Source organism: Pseudoalteromonas sp., assembly GCF_036960685.1.
Lineage (GTDB): Bacteria > Pseudomonadota > Gammaproteobacteria > Enterobacterales > Alteromonadaceae > Pseudoalteromonas.
The window spans coordinates 1-14,601 of sequence record NZ_JBALXK010000007.1; the positions used below are offsets into that span (position 1 = coordinate 1).

At 40.4% G+C, this 14,601-nt stretch carries 14 protein-coding genes; 11 read left to right on the top strand and 3 right to left on the bottom strand.

Going from position 1 to position 14,601, the window contains the following annotated elements:
• The first annotated feature begins 54 nt into the window (after positions 1–54).
• The 5 genes from V7783_RS07770 to V7783_RS07790 all read left to right on the top strand — a co-directional run bounded on the left by V7783_RS07770 (position 55) and on the right by V7783_RS07790 (position 3,707).
• Positions 55–789, top strand: a complete 735-nt coding sequence (locus V7783_RS07770; RefSeq protein ID WP_335678225.1) for a 1-(5-phosphoribosyl)-5-[(5-phosphoribosylamino)methylideneamino] imidazole-4-carboxamide isomerase — start codon at positions 55–57, stop codon at positions 787–789.
• Positions 771–1,550, top strand: coding sequence for an imidazole glycerol phosphate synthase subunit HisF (gene hisF / locus V7783_RS07775; protein WP_335678226.1), 780 nt, complete (start codon positions 771–773; stop codon positions 1,548–1,550). The genes V7783_RS07770 and hisF overlap by 19 nt, the downstream gene beginning before the upstream one ends.
• On the top strand, positions 1,541–2,155 hold the full coding sequence (hisIE, locus tag V7783_RS07780; protein WP_335678227.1) for a bifunctional phosphoribosyl-AMP cyclohydrolase/phosphoribosyl-ATP diphosphatase HisIE: 615 nt from the start codon (positions 1,541–1,543) through the stop codon (positions 2,153–2,155). Before hisF ends, hisIE begins: the two co-directional genes overlap by 10 nt.
• 199 nt (positions 2,156–2,354) lie before the next feature.
• On the top strand, positions 2,355–3,092 hold the full coding sequence (locus tag V7783_RS07785) for a hypothetical protein (RefSeq protein ID WP_335678228.1): 738 nt from the start codon (positions 2,355–2,357) through the stop codon (positions 3,090–3,092).
• 102 nt (positions 3,093–3,194) lie between these two features.
• Positions 3,195–3,707: a hypothetical protein gene (locus V7783_RS07790; protein ID WP_335678229.1), complete on the top strand. Its 513-nt coding sequence runs from the start codon at positions 3,195–3,197 to the stop codon at positions 3,705–3,707.
• Between the two features lie 96 nt (positions 3,708–3,803).
• Here the strand turns inward: V7783_RS07790 and V7783_RS07795 are convergent, their stop codons facing one another.
• Positions 3,804–4,844 carry a S1C family serine protease gene (locus tag V7783_RS07795; protein WP_335678230.1) on the bottom strand — a complete coding sequence of 347 codons (1,041 nt, stop codon included), beginning with the start codon at positions 4,842–4,844 and terminating at the stop codon, positions 3,804–3,806.
• Positions 4,845–4,917: 73 nt separating this feature from the next.
• Here V7783_RS07795 and V7783_RS07800 point away from each other — a divergent pair, with 73 nt between their 5' ends.
• Positions 4,918–5,097: a DUF1289 domain-containing protein gene (locus tag V7783_RS07800; RefSeq protein ID WP_157586616.1), complete on the top strand. Its 180-nt coding sequence runs from the start codon at positions 4,918–4,920 to the stop codon at positions 5,095–5,097.
• Positions 5,098–5,244: 147 nt separating this feature from the next.
• Here the strand turns inward: V7783_RS07800 and V7783_RS07805 are convergent, their stop codons facing one another.
• Entirely contained in the window at positions 5,245–7,404 is a 2,160-nt protein-coding gene (locus V7783_RS07805) for a S46 family peptidase (protein WP_335678231.1), read from the bottom strand.
• Positions 7,405–7,608: 204 nt separating this feature from the next.
• On the opposite strand from V7783_RS07805, the gene V7783_RS07810 reads away from it, so the two are divergent.
• Entirely contained in the window at positions 7,609–8,406 is a 798-nt protein-coding gene (locus V7783_RS07810) for a glycosyltransferase family 25 protein (RefSeq protein WP_335678232.1), read from the top strand.
• Between the two features lie 21 nt (positions 8,407–8,427).
• On the opposite strand, the gene V7783_RS07815 is transcribed toward V7783_RS07810, so the two are convergent.
• Positions 8,428–10,212 (bottom strand): M61 family metallopeptidase, encoded by a 1,785-nt coding sequence (locus V7783_RS07815; protein WP_335678233.1) that lies wholly within the window; start codon positions 10,210–10,212, stop codon positions 8,428–8,430.
• Between the two features lie 276 nt (positions 10,213–10,488).
• Between V7783_RS07815 and V7783_RS07820 the strand changes: the two genes are divergently transcribed.
• The 4 genes from V7783_RS07820 to V7783_RS07835 all read left to right on the top strand — a co-directional run bounded on the left by V7783_RS07820 (position 10,489) and on the right by V7783_RS07835 (position 14,593).
• Positions 10,489–11,967 carry a GGDEF domain-containing protein gene (locus V7783_RS07820; protein ID WP_442961355.1) on the top strand — a complete coding sequence of 493 codons (1,479 nt, stop codon included), beginning with the start codon at positions 10,489–10,491 and terminating at the stop codon, positions 11,965–11,967.
• Between the two features lie 41 nt (positions 11,968–12,008).
• Positions 12,009–13,352 carry a nucleotide 5'-monophosphate nucleosidase PpnN gene (ppnN, locus tag V7783_RS07825; RefSeq protein WP_335678235.1) on the top strand — a complete coding sequence of 448 codons (1,344 nt, stop codon included), beginning with the start codon at positions 12,009–12,011 and terminating at the stop codon, positions 13,350–13,352.
• Between the two features lie 14 nt (positions 13,353–13,366).
• Positions 13,367–14,140 (top strand): flap endonuclease Xni, encoded by a 774-nt coding sequence (xni, locus tag V7783_RS07830; RefSeq protein ID WP_335678236.1) that lies wholly within the window; start codon positions 13,367–13,369, stop codon positions 14,138–14,140.
• Between the two features lie 69 nt (positions 14,141–14,209).
• Positions 14,210–14,593 carry a DUF3192 domain-containing protein gene (locus V7783_RS07835; RefSeq protein ID WP_335678237.1) on the top strand — a complete coding sequence of 128 codons (384 nt, stop codon included), beginning with the start codon at positions 14,210–14,212 and terminating at the stop codon, positions 14,591–14,593.
• Positions 14,594–14,601: the final 8 nt, after the last annotated feature.

Sequence of the window (14,601 nt, forward strand, 5' to 3'; positions counted from 1 at the left end):
TTTTTAGACTGGCAGCTATAAGCTGCTTGCAAACAAAATTAAAGAGAATTTAACGTGATTATTCCAGCATTAGATGTATTACAAAATCAGATCGTGCGTTTATATCAAGGTAAATACGACACAGCACAATTTTACCCGTTTGAGCTTGGCGCACGATTACAAGAATATGCACAAAGTGGCGCAGGTAAATTGCACTTGGTTGATTTAGAAGGCGCACGCGATCCAAGCAAAAAGCAATGGCAGCACATTCAAGCGGCCACCAGAGCACTTAACGTACCGTATCAAGTTGGTGGCGGTATTCGCACAGAACAAGACGTAAGCGACTGGCTTAAAGCCGGTGCCAACCAAGTTGTGATTGGCTCTATGGCAGTTGAAAAACGTGATGAAGTAAAAGGCTGGATTGAGAAATTTGGTGCTAAACACTTTGTGATTGCGCTTGACGTTAATAAAACCGACGATGGCTGGGTGCCTGCGACACACGGCTGGTTAAGTGAATCAGAATTTGGCTTATTTGAACTCATCGATTTTTATGTAGCATTGGGTGTGATTGATTTCCTATGTACGGACATCAGTAAAGACGGCACCATGACCGGCCCTTCATTTGCACTGTACCAAGATTTAGCTAACCACAACAGCGATATAAAAGTTCAAGCCTCAGGTGGCGTAAGCTCGCTTGATGACATTAAAAAGCTCAAAGAGCTGGGCGTTGGCGGCGTTATTTTAGGTAAGTCACTACTTGATGGCGCATTTAATGTTGAGGAGGCGTTAGCATGTTATCAAAACGCATAATCCCATGCTTAGACGTAAAAGACGGCCAAGTAGTGAAAGGCGTAAAATTTAAAGGTCACGAAATTGTTGGTGATATTTTAACGCTTGCGCAAGCTTACAGTGAAGCTGGCGCAGACGAATTGGTTTTTTATGAAATTAGCGCAAGCGTTGAAAAACGCCTACTCGATGTAAATTGGGTTGAAAGCATAGCTCGTCATATTGATATTCCGTTTTGTGTAGCCGGTGGAATTAAATCTGTAGCCGATGCAGCGCGCGTACTTGAACGCGGCGCGGATAAGATCAGCATTAACAGCCCCGCTATTGCTCGCCCAGAGCTTATCAAAGAGCTACACGATGAGTTTGGTAAGCAATGTGTGGTGGTCGGTATTGATAGCTTTTATGACGAAACTACCGGTGAATACTTAGTGTATCAACTTACCGGCGATCCTAATGCATCAAGCCGTACGCGTTACAAAACCGAAGAATGGGTTAAGCGCGTGCAAGACTTAGGCGCAGGTGAAATCGTACTAAATTGCATGAACCAAGACGGCGTACGTAATGGTTACGATAATCAACAGTTATCTAAAATTCGTGCGTTGTGTGATATTCCCCTGATCGCCTCAGGCGGTGCTGGCACCATGCAAGATTTTGTTGATGTATTTAAGCAAAGCCAAGTTGATGGCGCATTAGCAGCCAGTGTATTTCATAAAAATGTGATTAATATCGGCGAATTAAAACAATATTTACTAGATAACCAAGTGGCGGCGCGACTATGCAACTAACTAAACAAAACCTCACTCAAGTTGATTTTGCTAAAAGCGAATTGATCCCCGCGATTGTGCAAGATGCCCGTACTGGCGTTATTTTAATGCAAGGCTTTATGAATCAAGAATCACTGGAAGTGACTTTTGATAAGCAAAAAGTGACATTCTATTCGCGTTCAAAAAGCCGTTTATGGACCAAAGGCGAAACCTCTGAAAATTATTTAGAGGTGGTATCGGTGCATACAGATTGTGACTATGACTCAATTTTAGTGCTCGCTAAGCCGCTTGGCCCAACCTGTCACTTAGGCACGCAAAGCTGTTTTGGCGATGCTGCAAAACCTGCCTTAAGCTTTTTAGCCCAGCTTGAGCAAGTGATTGTTGAGCGTAAAAACGACGATCCTGAACAAAGTTACACAGCGTCATTATTTGCCAAAGATTTAAGCCGCAGCTGCCAAAAAGTGGGTGAAGAAGGCGTTGAAGTCGCCCTTGCCGCGATGAAGCATGATAACGAGGAACTGACTAACGAATCTGCCGATTTGTTATATCATCTAATCGTGTTACTACAGCGCCAAGGCCTTGAGCTGCAAGATGTTGTAGCATGTTTGCAAGGCCGCCATAAATAATTAGCCACACGCGCTGGGCCTTGCTCAGCGCCTTGTTTGAAAGAGCGTTAAGTAAATTAATTACTCACAAAGAGCCAAGAATCGCTGTGCTTTTAAGCACACATAAAGAGTAGTTAACAAAATAACCCTCTCCATTTAAACCTTTTCAATCGCTTTTGCGACTAAACTAACAACACCACAAAAATGAAAAGGAATAATAATGACTAACACATTCACTCGACTCACACTGATCGGCGCAGCATTACTATCAGCTCAAACATTGGCTTGGAATAACGATATGACATTGCAGGATACAAAACAGCTGACACTTGATGCGCAGTCGCTAACGGCTTTAAATGTCGAGGCTGGCGCTGGTTTTTTAAATATTGTTGGCACTGATACAGCTGCAATCACTGTAAAAGCTGAAATTTACCAATATGAAGCGCACGACAATTATTGCCTTAATTTAGCTAACGAAGGCACAACAGCGCAGCTCACTGCAAATAATTGTAATAGTAATAATGACCAGCAAACACGCATTGACTTAACGGTAGCATTACCGAAAACATTTAGCCTGGATATTACCGACGGCTCAGGCGCGATTTTAATTGAGAATACGGCTGCAACAAAAATTCTCGATGGCTCTGGTGAAATACAACTGCGTAATATTACAGGGGACCTGAACATAGAAGATGGCTCTGGAACAATTGAGGCGCGCAATATTTCTGGAAATGTGAATATTCAGGACGGCTCAGGAAGTATTGAGCTTGTAAATAGTGAGAAGAACGTAAAGATTAGTGATGGCTCTGGCAATATTAATGTGAAAAATATTCAGGGCGATGTCAGTATTTCTGATGGTTCAGGCGGTATCACTGTTGATAAAGCAGCAAGCTTTACTTTGTTATCCGATGGCTCTGGCTCTGTTACAGTAAACAATGTGCCTAAACAAAACTTATAATTTATGGCGTTATTTTTTTAGTCTTTAATAGCATTTTTTCAAGCCCTTAGGTATCCTTTAAGGAACTTCGAAGGATTAGCTATTACAAAAGGATAGCGCACTATGAAAAAATCTTTAACGGTATTATTTAGCGGTGTTATTTTAGCTGGCTGTACGTCAATGGCGCCTGAGCAAAAAGCACAAATTGATAATCTTACGCCTTGTGAAAAAATCAATGGGCTATTAGCCTCTTACGATAAACGCTTTGAAGGTTTAAAACGCACCCGTGTTAACACTAAATACATGGAAACGTGGACGGCTAAATATAATTTAGTGGGCGATCAGTGCCAAATCACTGCACTGGATGCGGATACTGTAACCTACCGTTGCCAAGATAATTATAAAGAACAAACGCAAGCGGTTGCAATTCATCAAAAAGCGGTTGATTTTACCCGTGAGTGTTTAGCTGCAAATAATTGGCATGAGCAACAAAAAGAATCAGCAGAGTCATTACGTACTACCTTCGTACTTGATGAATCAACGCCTGTGATCTCAATTCATACCGGTAAAACGTTATCGCGTTCAACACCTTGGTCAACGTCATTAGAAATTGGCAAGCCTGTCGCAGGGAAATAGATAGATTCATTTTTACAGTCAAACGACTTAACAGCAAAAGGCCAACATAATTGTTGGCCTTTTGTTTACACTAAATTAGTCATGAAAGTCAGCTGTTTAGAGCAACTTTATCTGGGTAGCAGGTTTGGGTGCTGATAGCTTAATTATGTGCCCTGCTCGCATTAAAGTGAATTCTATCGGCGTACCGGCTTTAAGCCCTTTAATATAACTGGTGATAAGCTCAATATTAGTTTTTTCCCCAGTGATCGCATGCGGCCCTACCGCTAAAATCACATCACCACCAATTGTCAAAGGTTGCCCTTGAATAACAGCCTGTATTAAGCCCCCTTTTAAACCGACTTGATCAGCAAAACTTTGCTTAGATACTCGCTCGATTAATAAACCTGAACGTTGTGGAATGTTTAACGCTGCAGTAATACCACTGGGTAGCGTTGTATAGTGGGTACCAAACCAAATAGTCGGGCGCTCTATCAGCATTTGTTTAACAAGGTTACTACTGGCTGCAAAACCTAAGCCTTCATTACCGCCAGATTGTGTTTGTATATAACTTACAACACCTATCAGCTGCCCTTTTTGGTTGAACATAGGGCCGCCAGAATTGCCCTGATTAATAGCTGCATCGGTTTGCAAGAATTCTAATTTCAGATCTTCATCACTACTTGGGTGAATACGCCGACCACTTAAATGCCCGACCGTTAAGGTATGGCTCAAACCATAAGGAGTACCAATAATAAACACTTCCTCACCAATGCTTGTTTTATCTGAGTCCGCTATTTTAATGGCTTTAAAATCAGCCTCTTTACTGATCAATTTAATAAGCGCAATATCAGCAGGTGCATAACTGGCCAGTACTTTCGCTTTAAAGTGACCACGGTTTGGTACATCTACAGTTAACTCATCCGCATCATTTACTACATGTGCTGCGGTTAAAATAAGCCCTTCATCATTAATAATGGAGCCTGTGCCTAAACTACTTGAGGTGGTTTTTACTGCGCGATCATTTTCAATTCGCTGTAAGTCGGTATCGGCATAAATAACCACCACTGATTGGTCGAGTTTTTCATACAAACTGCTATAATCTTTTGCGTTTGCCAAGCTAGTTACTAAGCTCAAGCAGACTATAAAGAATAATTTCATTACCTAATCCTTTTATAAATAGTAATGCTAGTAAACCTCAGACTCTTTCAAAAGTACAGCGAACAGTCCCATTATGGCAACAAAGAAAATTAAAAAACCAACATCTGCATATAAAACCGACTGCATTGGGCAATGCGATCGTCGTAAAGGTATTTGCGAAGGATGTGGCCGAACCAGTGATGAAATTTTTGATTGGATTATTTTATCGGATAGCGAAAAACAAGCGATCTTAGCAACACCGAGAAAAGGCTAAAGAGTGTAACTCATATTATAAAACGACGCTGGCTTCTCCTGCTAATCTTTATTATTACCTTAATAATTGAGATATTTAAGTCGATTGGTATAATTTATAAAGGAAAAAAGGACGCTACTCTGAGCGCCCTATTGATTTTCTTATAACTTATTTTACGATTTTCATTTCGTCTAATAAGTTTTGTGCGTTATCTACTTTATCCATCACCCACAGCATGTAACGTGAGTCAACGTGAATTGAACGATTAAGTGCAGGGTTATAATCCCAATCACCAATGATACTTTCGTAAACACCATCAAACAATAAACCTACCAGTTCAGCTTTACCGTTAAGCGTTGGTGAGCCTGAGTTACCGCCGGTGGTATCCACATTCGATAAGAAATTAACCGGCACAGTATTCATACCACCGGTGTAATCGCCATACAGTTTTGTTTTGATCTGTTTTTGTAGATTTTCAGGCGCATTGAATGGTTCAACATTGGTATTTTTAGCAAGTAATCCTTCCAATGTTGTGAATGGTGTTGCCACTAAGCCATCTTGTGGAGAATAACCACCTACAGTGCCATACGTTACTCGTAATGTACTGTTAGCATCGGCATATACAGGTTTATTTTGTGCTTCATTAAACGCTATGATGGCACTCATTAGCTGTGGACGCGCCGCTTGTAATTTACCTGCAAGTGCTTTGTTTTTGTCTTCCTCAGCTTTCATTACTGCAAAAATTGCTTTTGCGTATTGAATGAATGGGTCTTGATTTTGCTCAAGTTCCGCAAATGCTTGCTGAGATAATGCGATGCGAACCTCTTCATCATTAAGTGTTGAATTTGCATACATTTTATCTAGCAATGCGCTGTGCTTCGCAGTATCAAAACCATTTTCTAGCTTAAAGACTTTATCAACTTCTGCAAAGCGCTCTTGCTTTGGCAAGGCTGCGTATAGCTCTAAAAAATGCAGTAAAATTGCTTTATCAACACTTGTATCAAAACGACGTGTCATACGTTTTAAACCGGCTTCAATGCGCGGTAAATCACGCTCTTGATAACCTGATTCACGCTCGCTATCCGGTTTTTGTTGCTCATAGGCAAGGCGATACAAACTGATAGCAGTGCTGATCATTTGTGAGCGGTGCACATAACCTAGCATACGATCACGTTGGTTATGCTGCTGCGATTGAGCCACCAGCGTTGATAAGTCATTTAACACTGTGCCATATTGTTTTTTACGCTTACGGTCGCTGTTTATCCAAGTTGTTAAATCTTGTTCAAACTGTTTTTTACGCTCATACATAGTACCCTTGTTAAAGCTTTCTATCATTGAACCGTAGTTTTTAATGTAGTTATTGTAACCCGCTATCGTGCTTTCATAAGCAATGCGTGCTTTGCTACCGTCTTCTGAGTTTTCTTCAATCAAAGACACATATTTTGAATTATGCTCACGCGATTTTGGGTAAGCTTCGTTAAATACATAATCAACTTCAGCGGCAATACGGTAACGGTTAGTTCGCCCTGGGTAGCCTGTCACCATAACAAAGTCGCCCTCTTGCACGCCTTTAGCGCTTACACTGAGGTATGAATCTGGCACATATGGAACGTTATCTTCGCTAAATTCAGCCGGTTTGCCATCTTTACCTACGTACGCACGATAGAAAGAAAAATCACCTGTGTGACGCGGCCACATCCAGTTATCTATATCACCGCCATATTTACCTACGCCCATCGCCGGTGCGTACGCTAAGCGTACATCCTTAATTTCCAACGATTTAATTAAATAAAATTCTAAGCCACCGTGAAATGAATAGACATTACAGCGGTAGTTTTTATCAGCTTCACACTCGGCGACTAGCGCTTTTTCGTTTTTCTCAAGGGCATCATAACGTGCTTTGGCGCTGAGCTTTTCAGTCCCTTTTATCACCTTGTCGGTCACATCGGTGACGGTTTCTGTCACGTATACACGAGAGCCTGGTGCGGCGGGTAAATCTTCAGCAGGTGTTTTTGCCAAAAAGCCGTTTTCTAAAATATTATTTTCTGGTGTTGAGTTATATTGTATAGAGCCATAAGCGCAGTGATGATTAGTAACAACAAGGCCTTTTGGCGATACAAATGACGCAGTACAGCCACCGAGGCTTATCACTGCATTCATTGGAAACTCAGTTAATTTAGAAATAGATTTAGCATCGATTTCCAGCCCTTTGGCTTTAAGAATTGATTCTAGAGCTGGCAATTGATGTGGTTGCCACATACCTTCATCAGCAAATGAGCTGCCCGAGGCTGCAATAGCAAGTGTTGCTATTAGAGGTTTTAAACGCATTTTTTAATCCTTTTTATTGTTTCTATAACAGGTTACGCGGCAACACAGGTGAGGGTCAATCTTTCTGCGATTAATATAAGCGTTATAATGTAACAAAATATATAAACTTAAAACCCATGCTCATCGGGTAAGTAAACCTGTGCAATCAAATTGTCATCATTGATGATTATGGTTTACTTACTATTACTAAAAACGTAGCCCGTTATGCCTTCAATTTTTGTGATAAACCTAATTCGCTCCCCTGAGCGATTAGCGAACAGTCAACAACAATTAGCCGCACATGGACTTAGCTTTGAGCGTATCGATGCAGTTGATGGCGCAACACTTAGCCATGCGCAGCTAAACAGTCATTATAGCGCTAGCCTTAATAAGCAAAAATACCACTACCCGCTGAGTGCTGGGCAAATAGGCTGTTATTTAAGTCATCAAAAAGCGTGGCAAACAATCGTTGAAAGGCAGCTTGATTACGCAATTGTGCTCGAAGATGACTTTATCTTAGAAAATGATCTCAGTAATACTATCAAAAACATTGAACAACTCCCCTTTGATTGGCAGATGATAAAACTCTCTGCTTATCAAAACCGGACTAGGCCTATTGCCTACCAAGTTCCTTTGCAGCATGAGCAGCAGCTAGTCATTCATAAAAAATTGATGACAGGCTGTTGTGCGACTGCTATTAGTTATCAAGGCGCCAAACAATTATTAGCGGCTACAGACACATTTGGCCGCCCTGTTGATTGTGATTTACAGCATATATGGGAAACACAGGTAGCAGGCTATTCGTTACTGCCCTATCCCTTTGCTCAAAACTGTGAGCAGGTCAGTGATATAAAATCGCGCAGTGCAGTGCGTGTTAAAAAATCATTTTTAACACGAAAAGTTCAGCAATTAAGCAGTGCTATTAATAATCACTTTGCCACGGCTGCATTTATTAAACACACTAAGCGAAGTACATTATCTTCAAACAATAAAAAAGGAGCCACTGCTCCTTTTTACTCATAACTTTTAAAAATAAAACAGCCGTTATTTTTTAGCTAGATTTGGGTGCTCAACACCCATCCATGCTTTAAATAACGCCATTTGTTGTGTTGTTGCATCTTTATTGGCAACCAGCTTTTTGTCTTTATCAAAGTCTTCACTGAGCACTAAAGTGCTGCTTTGTAGCACATCACGGCGGATAAAATCTATGGTCACTTTATCGCCTGCTTTGAAGGTTTCTAAGCTTGATGTTAAATCTTTGCCAACATGCTTTTTATTAATAGCGACAATTTTATCATCAGTAGTTAAACCTGCCTGCCATGCAGCTCCATCACGTCTTACATGCGTTAAGGTGAGTAACTCACCGCTATTTTTTGCTACAGCATCAATACTGGCAACCGCTTTAGCACCTTTAGGACGTACTAACTCTAAACCCACTTTTGCAAACAAAGCATCAAAATCGATAGCAGCTGGTGCATCAACATTCGTTGCCCACCATTGGCTGTAATCACGCCCTGTTAAGTCTTTTAAGATGGTCTTAACATCATTAGCACTAAAACCGTGAGGCATTTTATATTGACTGTATAAAGCACGGTGTACATCGCGGTAGCTTTGTTTGCCTTGGCTTTTTTCAAGTAAATCAATATCAAGGGCCATTGAGATCAGCGCCCCTTCTAAATAAATATTGGTACTGTAGTTACGCGCATGATCACCGCCTTGACCAATCCACTTATCAAAGCTAGTTGCTGTGGCACTTTGTACTTCACGCCCCGGTGTTAATAAATGACGATTAACAGTTTTCGTTAAGGTTTTAAGGAACTCATCCGTAGTTGAAATACCTGAACGCACCATGAGGTGATCTTCAAAGTAGCTGGTTGAACCTTCAGCAATCCACAGCAACTTATCAAAATTCATATGTGTATAATCGTAGGGTACTAGACCTTCTGGTCTATATGCTTTTACATTCCAAGTATGAATAAATTCGTGGGCTGCGGTGCTAATGAACGCAAGGTAGTCTTCACGCGAACCAAAACGATCCCTTGGACGTTGAATAATAGTCGAGTTTATGTGCTCTGTAGCGCCACCAGCACCCGATGTAGCGTGCACCATAAATACATAACGCTGGTATGGGTAATCATCCCAAATAATACTGCCGGTAGTTACAAGCTTTTTAAGATCCGTAAGCATTTGATCAACATCGTAATTACCTTCGCCCCAAATCACTAGTTCATAATCTCGCCCATCTACTGCAAATGTATGGTGCTCGTTAATACCCGTTTCAATAGGAGAATCGACTAATATGTCGTAATCGGCGGCTTTAAAACTATGTTTTGATCCTGCATTGTCCATACCAGACACTGAGCGCCATGCCTTTGGCACATCAAGCTTAACGGTAACGGGCTCTTGTCGAAATGATTCACTGAACATAAAAAAGCCCGATGCATCTATAAAGGCATGGCTATCATCGATGTGACGAGCACGCTTGCCAAGCTCATTAGCATAAACTTGGTAATCTATGTTTACTTCTGTTGGCTCATCTAGGTGAACACGCCAAGTGCTGGCATCCACTTTTTCCCATTGTAGTGCTTTGCCATTCTCATCTTTAGCCTCAAAATAGCGCACCCCGTTGGCAAGGTTTAAAATTTCATAACGGCCGGTACGCCAAGCTGGTAATTTTACATCAAGATGTGCCTGCGCAGTTTGCGGAAACTCAACACTGACATTGCCCAAATGGTGCTCAGGTTGAGTAACAGCAAGTGAATAATTAACATCGGCCCAAACCGATTGAGATAATGCGGCTAATACCGACAACGCTAAAAACTTTTTCATAACGGTTCTTAATTCTTATATCCAGTGACTTTATTGTGCTTGAGCCTAACAACGATGATGTGAAATGTGAATTAAAAGCGATAAATTCACGCCCAGATAGGTTCGATGAATAAAAATCATCACCAAATGCTAAGTTTTTGACTTAGTAACTACATTTGTGCAAATTTTGTTGTAAACTTAGAGCAATAAAAAAGTTTTAATCAATGGCGGTAACTCTTAGTGTCACAACAGCTCGAAGTTTTAAACAAAAAACTTAAACAAGCCATTGATACTCGCATGGTGATTGAACATGCACGAAAACATCAAGTAGACACGCTTAGTAACTTTGCCGCAAAGCTATCGTTAAGTTGTAAAGGTATGGATATCGAGCTTGATAACCGCTTAGCAAAATTTCGTAGCGCCTTAACAAAAGGTGTCGACTTTGAAATATTTGCCCCGTTAATTGATGACATTCTTGCGTTATTAAAAAGCCAAGAAGCTCAACAAGCAACGCATCAGCGCGAACTACACAATAGTGTGCTTGAGGCAGGCAAGTTACTGCAAAAAACCAAAGGCTTACCCGATGATGCGCGCAGGACTTTACGGCATTTACTCGATCATGAACTGAATAACGTCCAATCTACTCGAGATTTTATTCCGCTGCTTAATCGTTTGGTGACGATTTACCATCAGGCATTGCAAGTAAAACTTACTTTGCCAGCGACTGAACAAGCACCGATGCAGCCAGCTCTTGCTAAAGAACTGCTTAATTTAGCAAATGATTTAGTATTTGAAGATGAAGCTGCAGATCTAGTCAAAACAATTAAAAATAACATCTCTGAAACTGATTCAGTCGACGATTTATTAGCGGCTGCAATTGATATTATTAAAATTATTGCCGGTAATATCAGTAAAGAACGTCAATCTGCGCAAAGCTTTTTAGTTTCATTAAATCAAACTCTTGAAGAGCTACATCATTCAATTGTCGCTACCAGTAAGCACTCTGAAGCGATGGGCGCTGAGTTTGATGCACTCAATAAGCGTATTGAAGGTAAAATTAGTAATCTAACGATACAAACCCAAAATGCCACGTCAATTTCAGTATTAAAAACACTCGTTGATAACGAATTAAAATCGTTAAGCCAAGACTTAATTGAAAAAGAACGCCTTGAACAAAAAGATCGTGAAATGTTATTAAACAATTTCCAAGGGATCAATCAACGTATCAATAGCCTTGAAGCAAAGTTATCTAAATATAAAAAACGCTTACATGAGCAGCGTTTTAAAAGCTTACTTGATAGCTTAACAAAATTACCGAATCGAGCTGCGTTTGATGAGCGCTTTAATCACGAATTTCATTTATTTGCAGTACAAGAGTCAGATGTTACATTAGTTGTTATTGATGTTGATCACTTTAAATCGATTAATGATAAATACGGCCACAGCGCAGGCGATAAAACACTGCAAGTGATCGCTAAAGCACTACAAATGTCAATCCGTAAATCAGACTTTATAGCCCGCTACGGCGGTGAAGAATTTGTGTTGTTAATGCCAGGCATGTCTTTAGAATACGCCAGCCAACCTCTTGAAAAGTTAAGAAAAGCGGTGAAAGGAATTCCGTTTAAGTTCAAAGATAAACAAGTAGAGATAACAATTTCTATCGGCGCTACTCAATTTAAAAAAGGCGACACGCCATTGAGTGCTTTTGACCGCGCTGATGATGCTCTCTACAAAGCAAAAAATACCGGTCGTGACCGTTTATGTATCAATAAATAAAAGCGACCGCCCCACTGCTTCTAAAAGCAAGGAGAATGCCTATGTTAATACAGTTAAACCCGACAGGTGTGTTAGATTTACTGTCGCAACTTGAAGTTGATTTATTAGAGCAATCGTCCACCAGTGAGCGTTATAAGTTATTCAGAAATTGTGCACTCGCTGTTCTTAATGTGGGAAGCCACACAGATTCAAGCTCAGAAATTTACAACAAATACGAAGATTTTGACATTCGTCTACTCAGCCGTGAACGCGGCATTAAAATTGAGCTACTCAATCCACCTACAACCGCGTTTGTAGATGGTGAAATTATCACCGGTATTCACGAGCACATTTTCTCAGTAATTCGTGATATTTTATTTATTTGTCAAAAGTATGAAAAAGATCTAAGCGAGCAAAAAGCCATTACCCATATGGTGTTTGACATGCTGCGCAACGCCGCGGCTCTGCGCGTTAACAGCGATCCCAGTATGATTGTTTGTTGGGGCGGTCATTCAATCAATGAAGTTGAATATAAATACACAAAACAAGTCGGTTATGAATTAGGGCTGCGCGGCTTAAATATTTGTACTGGTTGCGGCCCGGGCGCAATGAAAGGCCCAATGAAAGGTGCAACAATTGGCCATGCAAAGCAACGTAATACCAACAACCGCTATTTAGGCCTTACTGAGCCCAGTATTATTGCCGCTGAGCCACCGAATCCAATAGTCAATGAACTGGTTATTCTTCCCGATATTGAAAAACGCCTTGAAGCTTTTGTGCGTACTGCTCATGCCATTATTATTTTCCCTGGCGGCGCAGGTACCGCTGAAGAATTATTATATTTATTAGGTATTTTACTGCATCCAGATAACGCCAAGCAGTCATTACCGGTTATTTTAACTGGGCCTAAAGAAAGTGAAAACTATTTTATTGAGCTATGTCAGTTTGTTGAAATGACGCTTGGCAAAGAAGCCCTCGATAAATTTGAAGTGATTATTGATAATCCTGAACTGGTCGGTATCAAGCTAAAATCAGCAATGGCTAATGTTCGCGATTATCGTAAAAGCCAAGGTGATGCTTATTACTTTAATTGGACATTAAAAATCGCTAATGAATTTCAAAAGCCCTTTGCCCCCACCCATGAAAACATGGCAGGACTTGATCTGCATTTAGATCAAGAGAAGCAATTGCTTGCCGCTAACCTGCGTCGCGCATTTTCCGGGATTGTTGCCGGTAATGTAAAAGACGAAGGTATTCAAGCCATTAAACAGCATGGTCGATTTGTGATCAGTGGCGAGCCGGCCTTAATGAAAGCCATGGATACCCTGCTACAAGCGTTTGTTGAGCAAGGAAGAATGAAGCTTCCCGGCAGTAAATATGTACCATGTTATGAAGTTAAAGCATAAGGGTTAATATAGTTGTGTCAGGTCAGTTACTTTTAATAGATGCGCTTAATTTAATTAGGCGCATTTATGCAGTTGATAGTAATCAAAATAAAGGCAGTGATGAGCAAATGATTAATACTTGTTGCGCGCGGGTTGCTCATGCCTGTGAAAAACTCATCAAAATCACTCAAGCAAGTCATGCAGTTGCTGTATTTGATGGCGATAAAAGCTGGCGTTATCATTATTACGCACAGTATAAAAGTAGCCGTGCACCGATGCCAACAACACTAAAAAACGCATTGGATAAGTTTAAACAAGCGATTGAACAAACTGGTATTGTGGTGTTTGCGCCAGTCAATGATGAAGCTGATGACATCATTGCAACCTTGGCTCATAAAATGGCTGAAAATAGCTTGTATTGCACTATTGTTTCTACCGATAAGGGCTTTTTACCTAGCATAAATAGTTATATCAATGTGTATGACTATTTTAAAAAAGACTATTTAGATTATGCATCAATCGAACAACGTTTTGGTGTTGAGCAATCAAGATTAATAGATTTTTGGGCCATGGCTGGTGATAAAACCAATGATATTCCAGGTATTAAAGGTATAGGCACTAAAACAGCCATAGAAATTATCAGCAAACATACGGATATTACACAAGCTGTTGAAGATGAGTCATTGTCCCCTGCCGTACGCAAAAAGTTAGCTGTAGGTATGGCTGACTATATTACCTCTAAACATTTGGTTGCTTTACGTACAGATATTAATTTAGGCTTTAGTTTAAAGCAGTTAAGACTCAATTAATCGCATTCTCATAGCACTGAATTTGAACTATGCGTATACTCAATTTAAGTCTCAGTGCAAGAGTGTAAAATGTTTAAGAAAGTTTTTCGCTATCTCATATTAGGTTTAGGTGTATATGCCTTGATCGCTACCTTAGTTATCACTTTTTATAAAGATGATCCAGAGGCGATGATCTGGCAAGACCGAGAAGCATTCAATAAACGTTATATCGCTAAGTTAAGTATAGAAACGCCAACTACTTTAAATACTGTTTTAGAGTATTTAGGCAGCCCAGATCTCACCTTCGCAAAACGCGATAATGAACAAGTATGGCAAATTATTTTTTACCGTACACAACATGTTAAGTCAGATGGGATCACGACAATGGACGAATGCACTGGTTTACTGTTTAAAAATGGTGAATTAATTTTATGGGGACCCAGTGCATTTGATGTATACGAGCAACACGGATAATTGATTAA

Excerpts from the sequence above, each read along its gene's own strand:
- V7783_RS07800 (WP_157586616.1), top strand. The coding sequence starts at position 4,918 with ATGGCAACAAAGAAAATTAAAAAACCAACATCTGCATATAAAACCGAC.
- V7783_RS07810 (WP_335678232.1), top strand. The coding sequence starts at position 7,609 with ATGCCTTCAATTTTTGTGATAAACCTAATTCGCTCCCCTGAGCGATTA.
- V7783_RS07820 (WP_442961355.1), top strand. The coding sequence starts at position 10,489 with ATGGTGATTGAACATGCACGAAAACATCAAGTAGACACGCTTAGTAAC.
- V7783_RS07815 (WP_335678233.1), bottom strand. The coding sequence starts at position 10,212 with ATGAAAAAGTTTTTAGCGTTGTCGGTATTAGCCGCATTATCTCAATCG.
- hisF (WP_335678226.1), top strand. The coding sequence starts at position 771 with ATGTTATCAAAACGCATAATCCCATGCTTAGACGTAAAAGACGGCCAA.
- V7783_RS07835 (WP_335678237.1), top strand. The coding sequence starts at position 14,210 with ATGTTTAAGAAAGTTTTTCGCTATCTCATATTAGGTTTAGGTGTATAT.
- V7783_RS07805 (WP_335678231.1), bottom strand. The coding sequence starts at position 7,404 with ATGCGTTTAAAACCTCTAATAGCAACACTTGCTATTGCAGCCTCGGGC.
- V7783_RS07790 (WP_335678229.1), top strand. The coding sequence starts at position 3,195 with ATGAAAAAATCTTTAACGGTATTATTTAGCGGTGTTATTTTAGCTGGC.
- V7783_RS07795 (WP_335678230.1), bottom strand. The coding sequence starts at position 4,844 with ATGAAATTATTCTTTATAGTCTGCTTGAGCTTAGTAACTAGCTTGGCA.
- ppnN (WP_335678235.1), top strand. The coding sequence starts at position 12,009 with ATGTTAATACAGTTAAACCCGACAGGTGTGTTAGATTTACTGTCGCAA.
- V7783_RS07785 (WP_335678228.1), top strand. The coding sequence starts at position 2,355 with ATGACTAACACATTCACTCGACTCACACTGATCGGCGCAGCATTACTA.
- hisIE (WP_335678227.1), top strand. The coding sequence starts at position 1,541 with ATGCAACTAACTAAACAAAACCTCACTCAAGTTGATTTTGCTAAAAGC.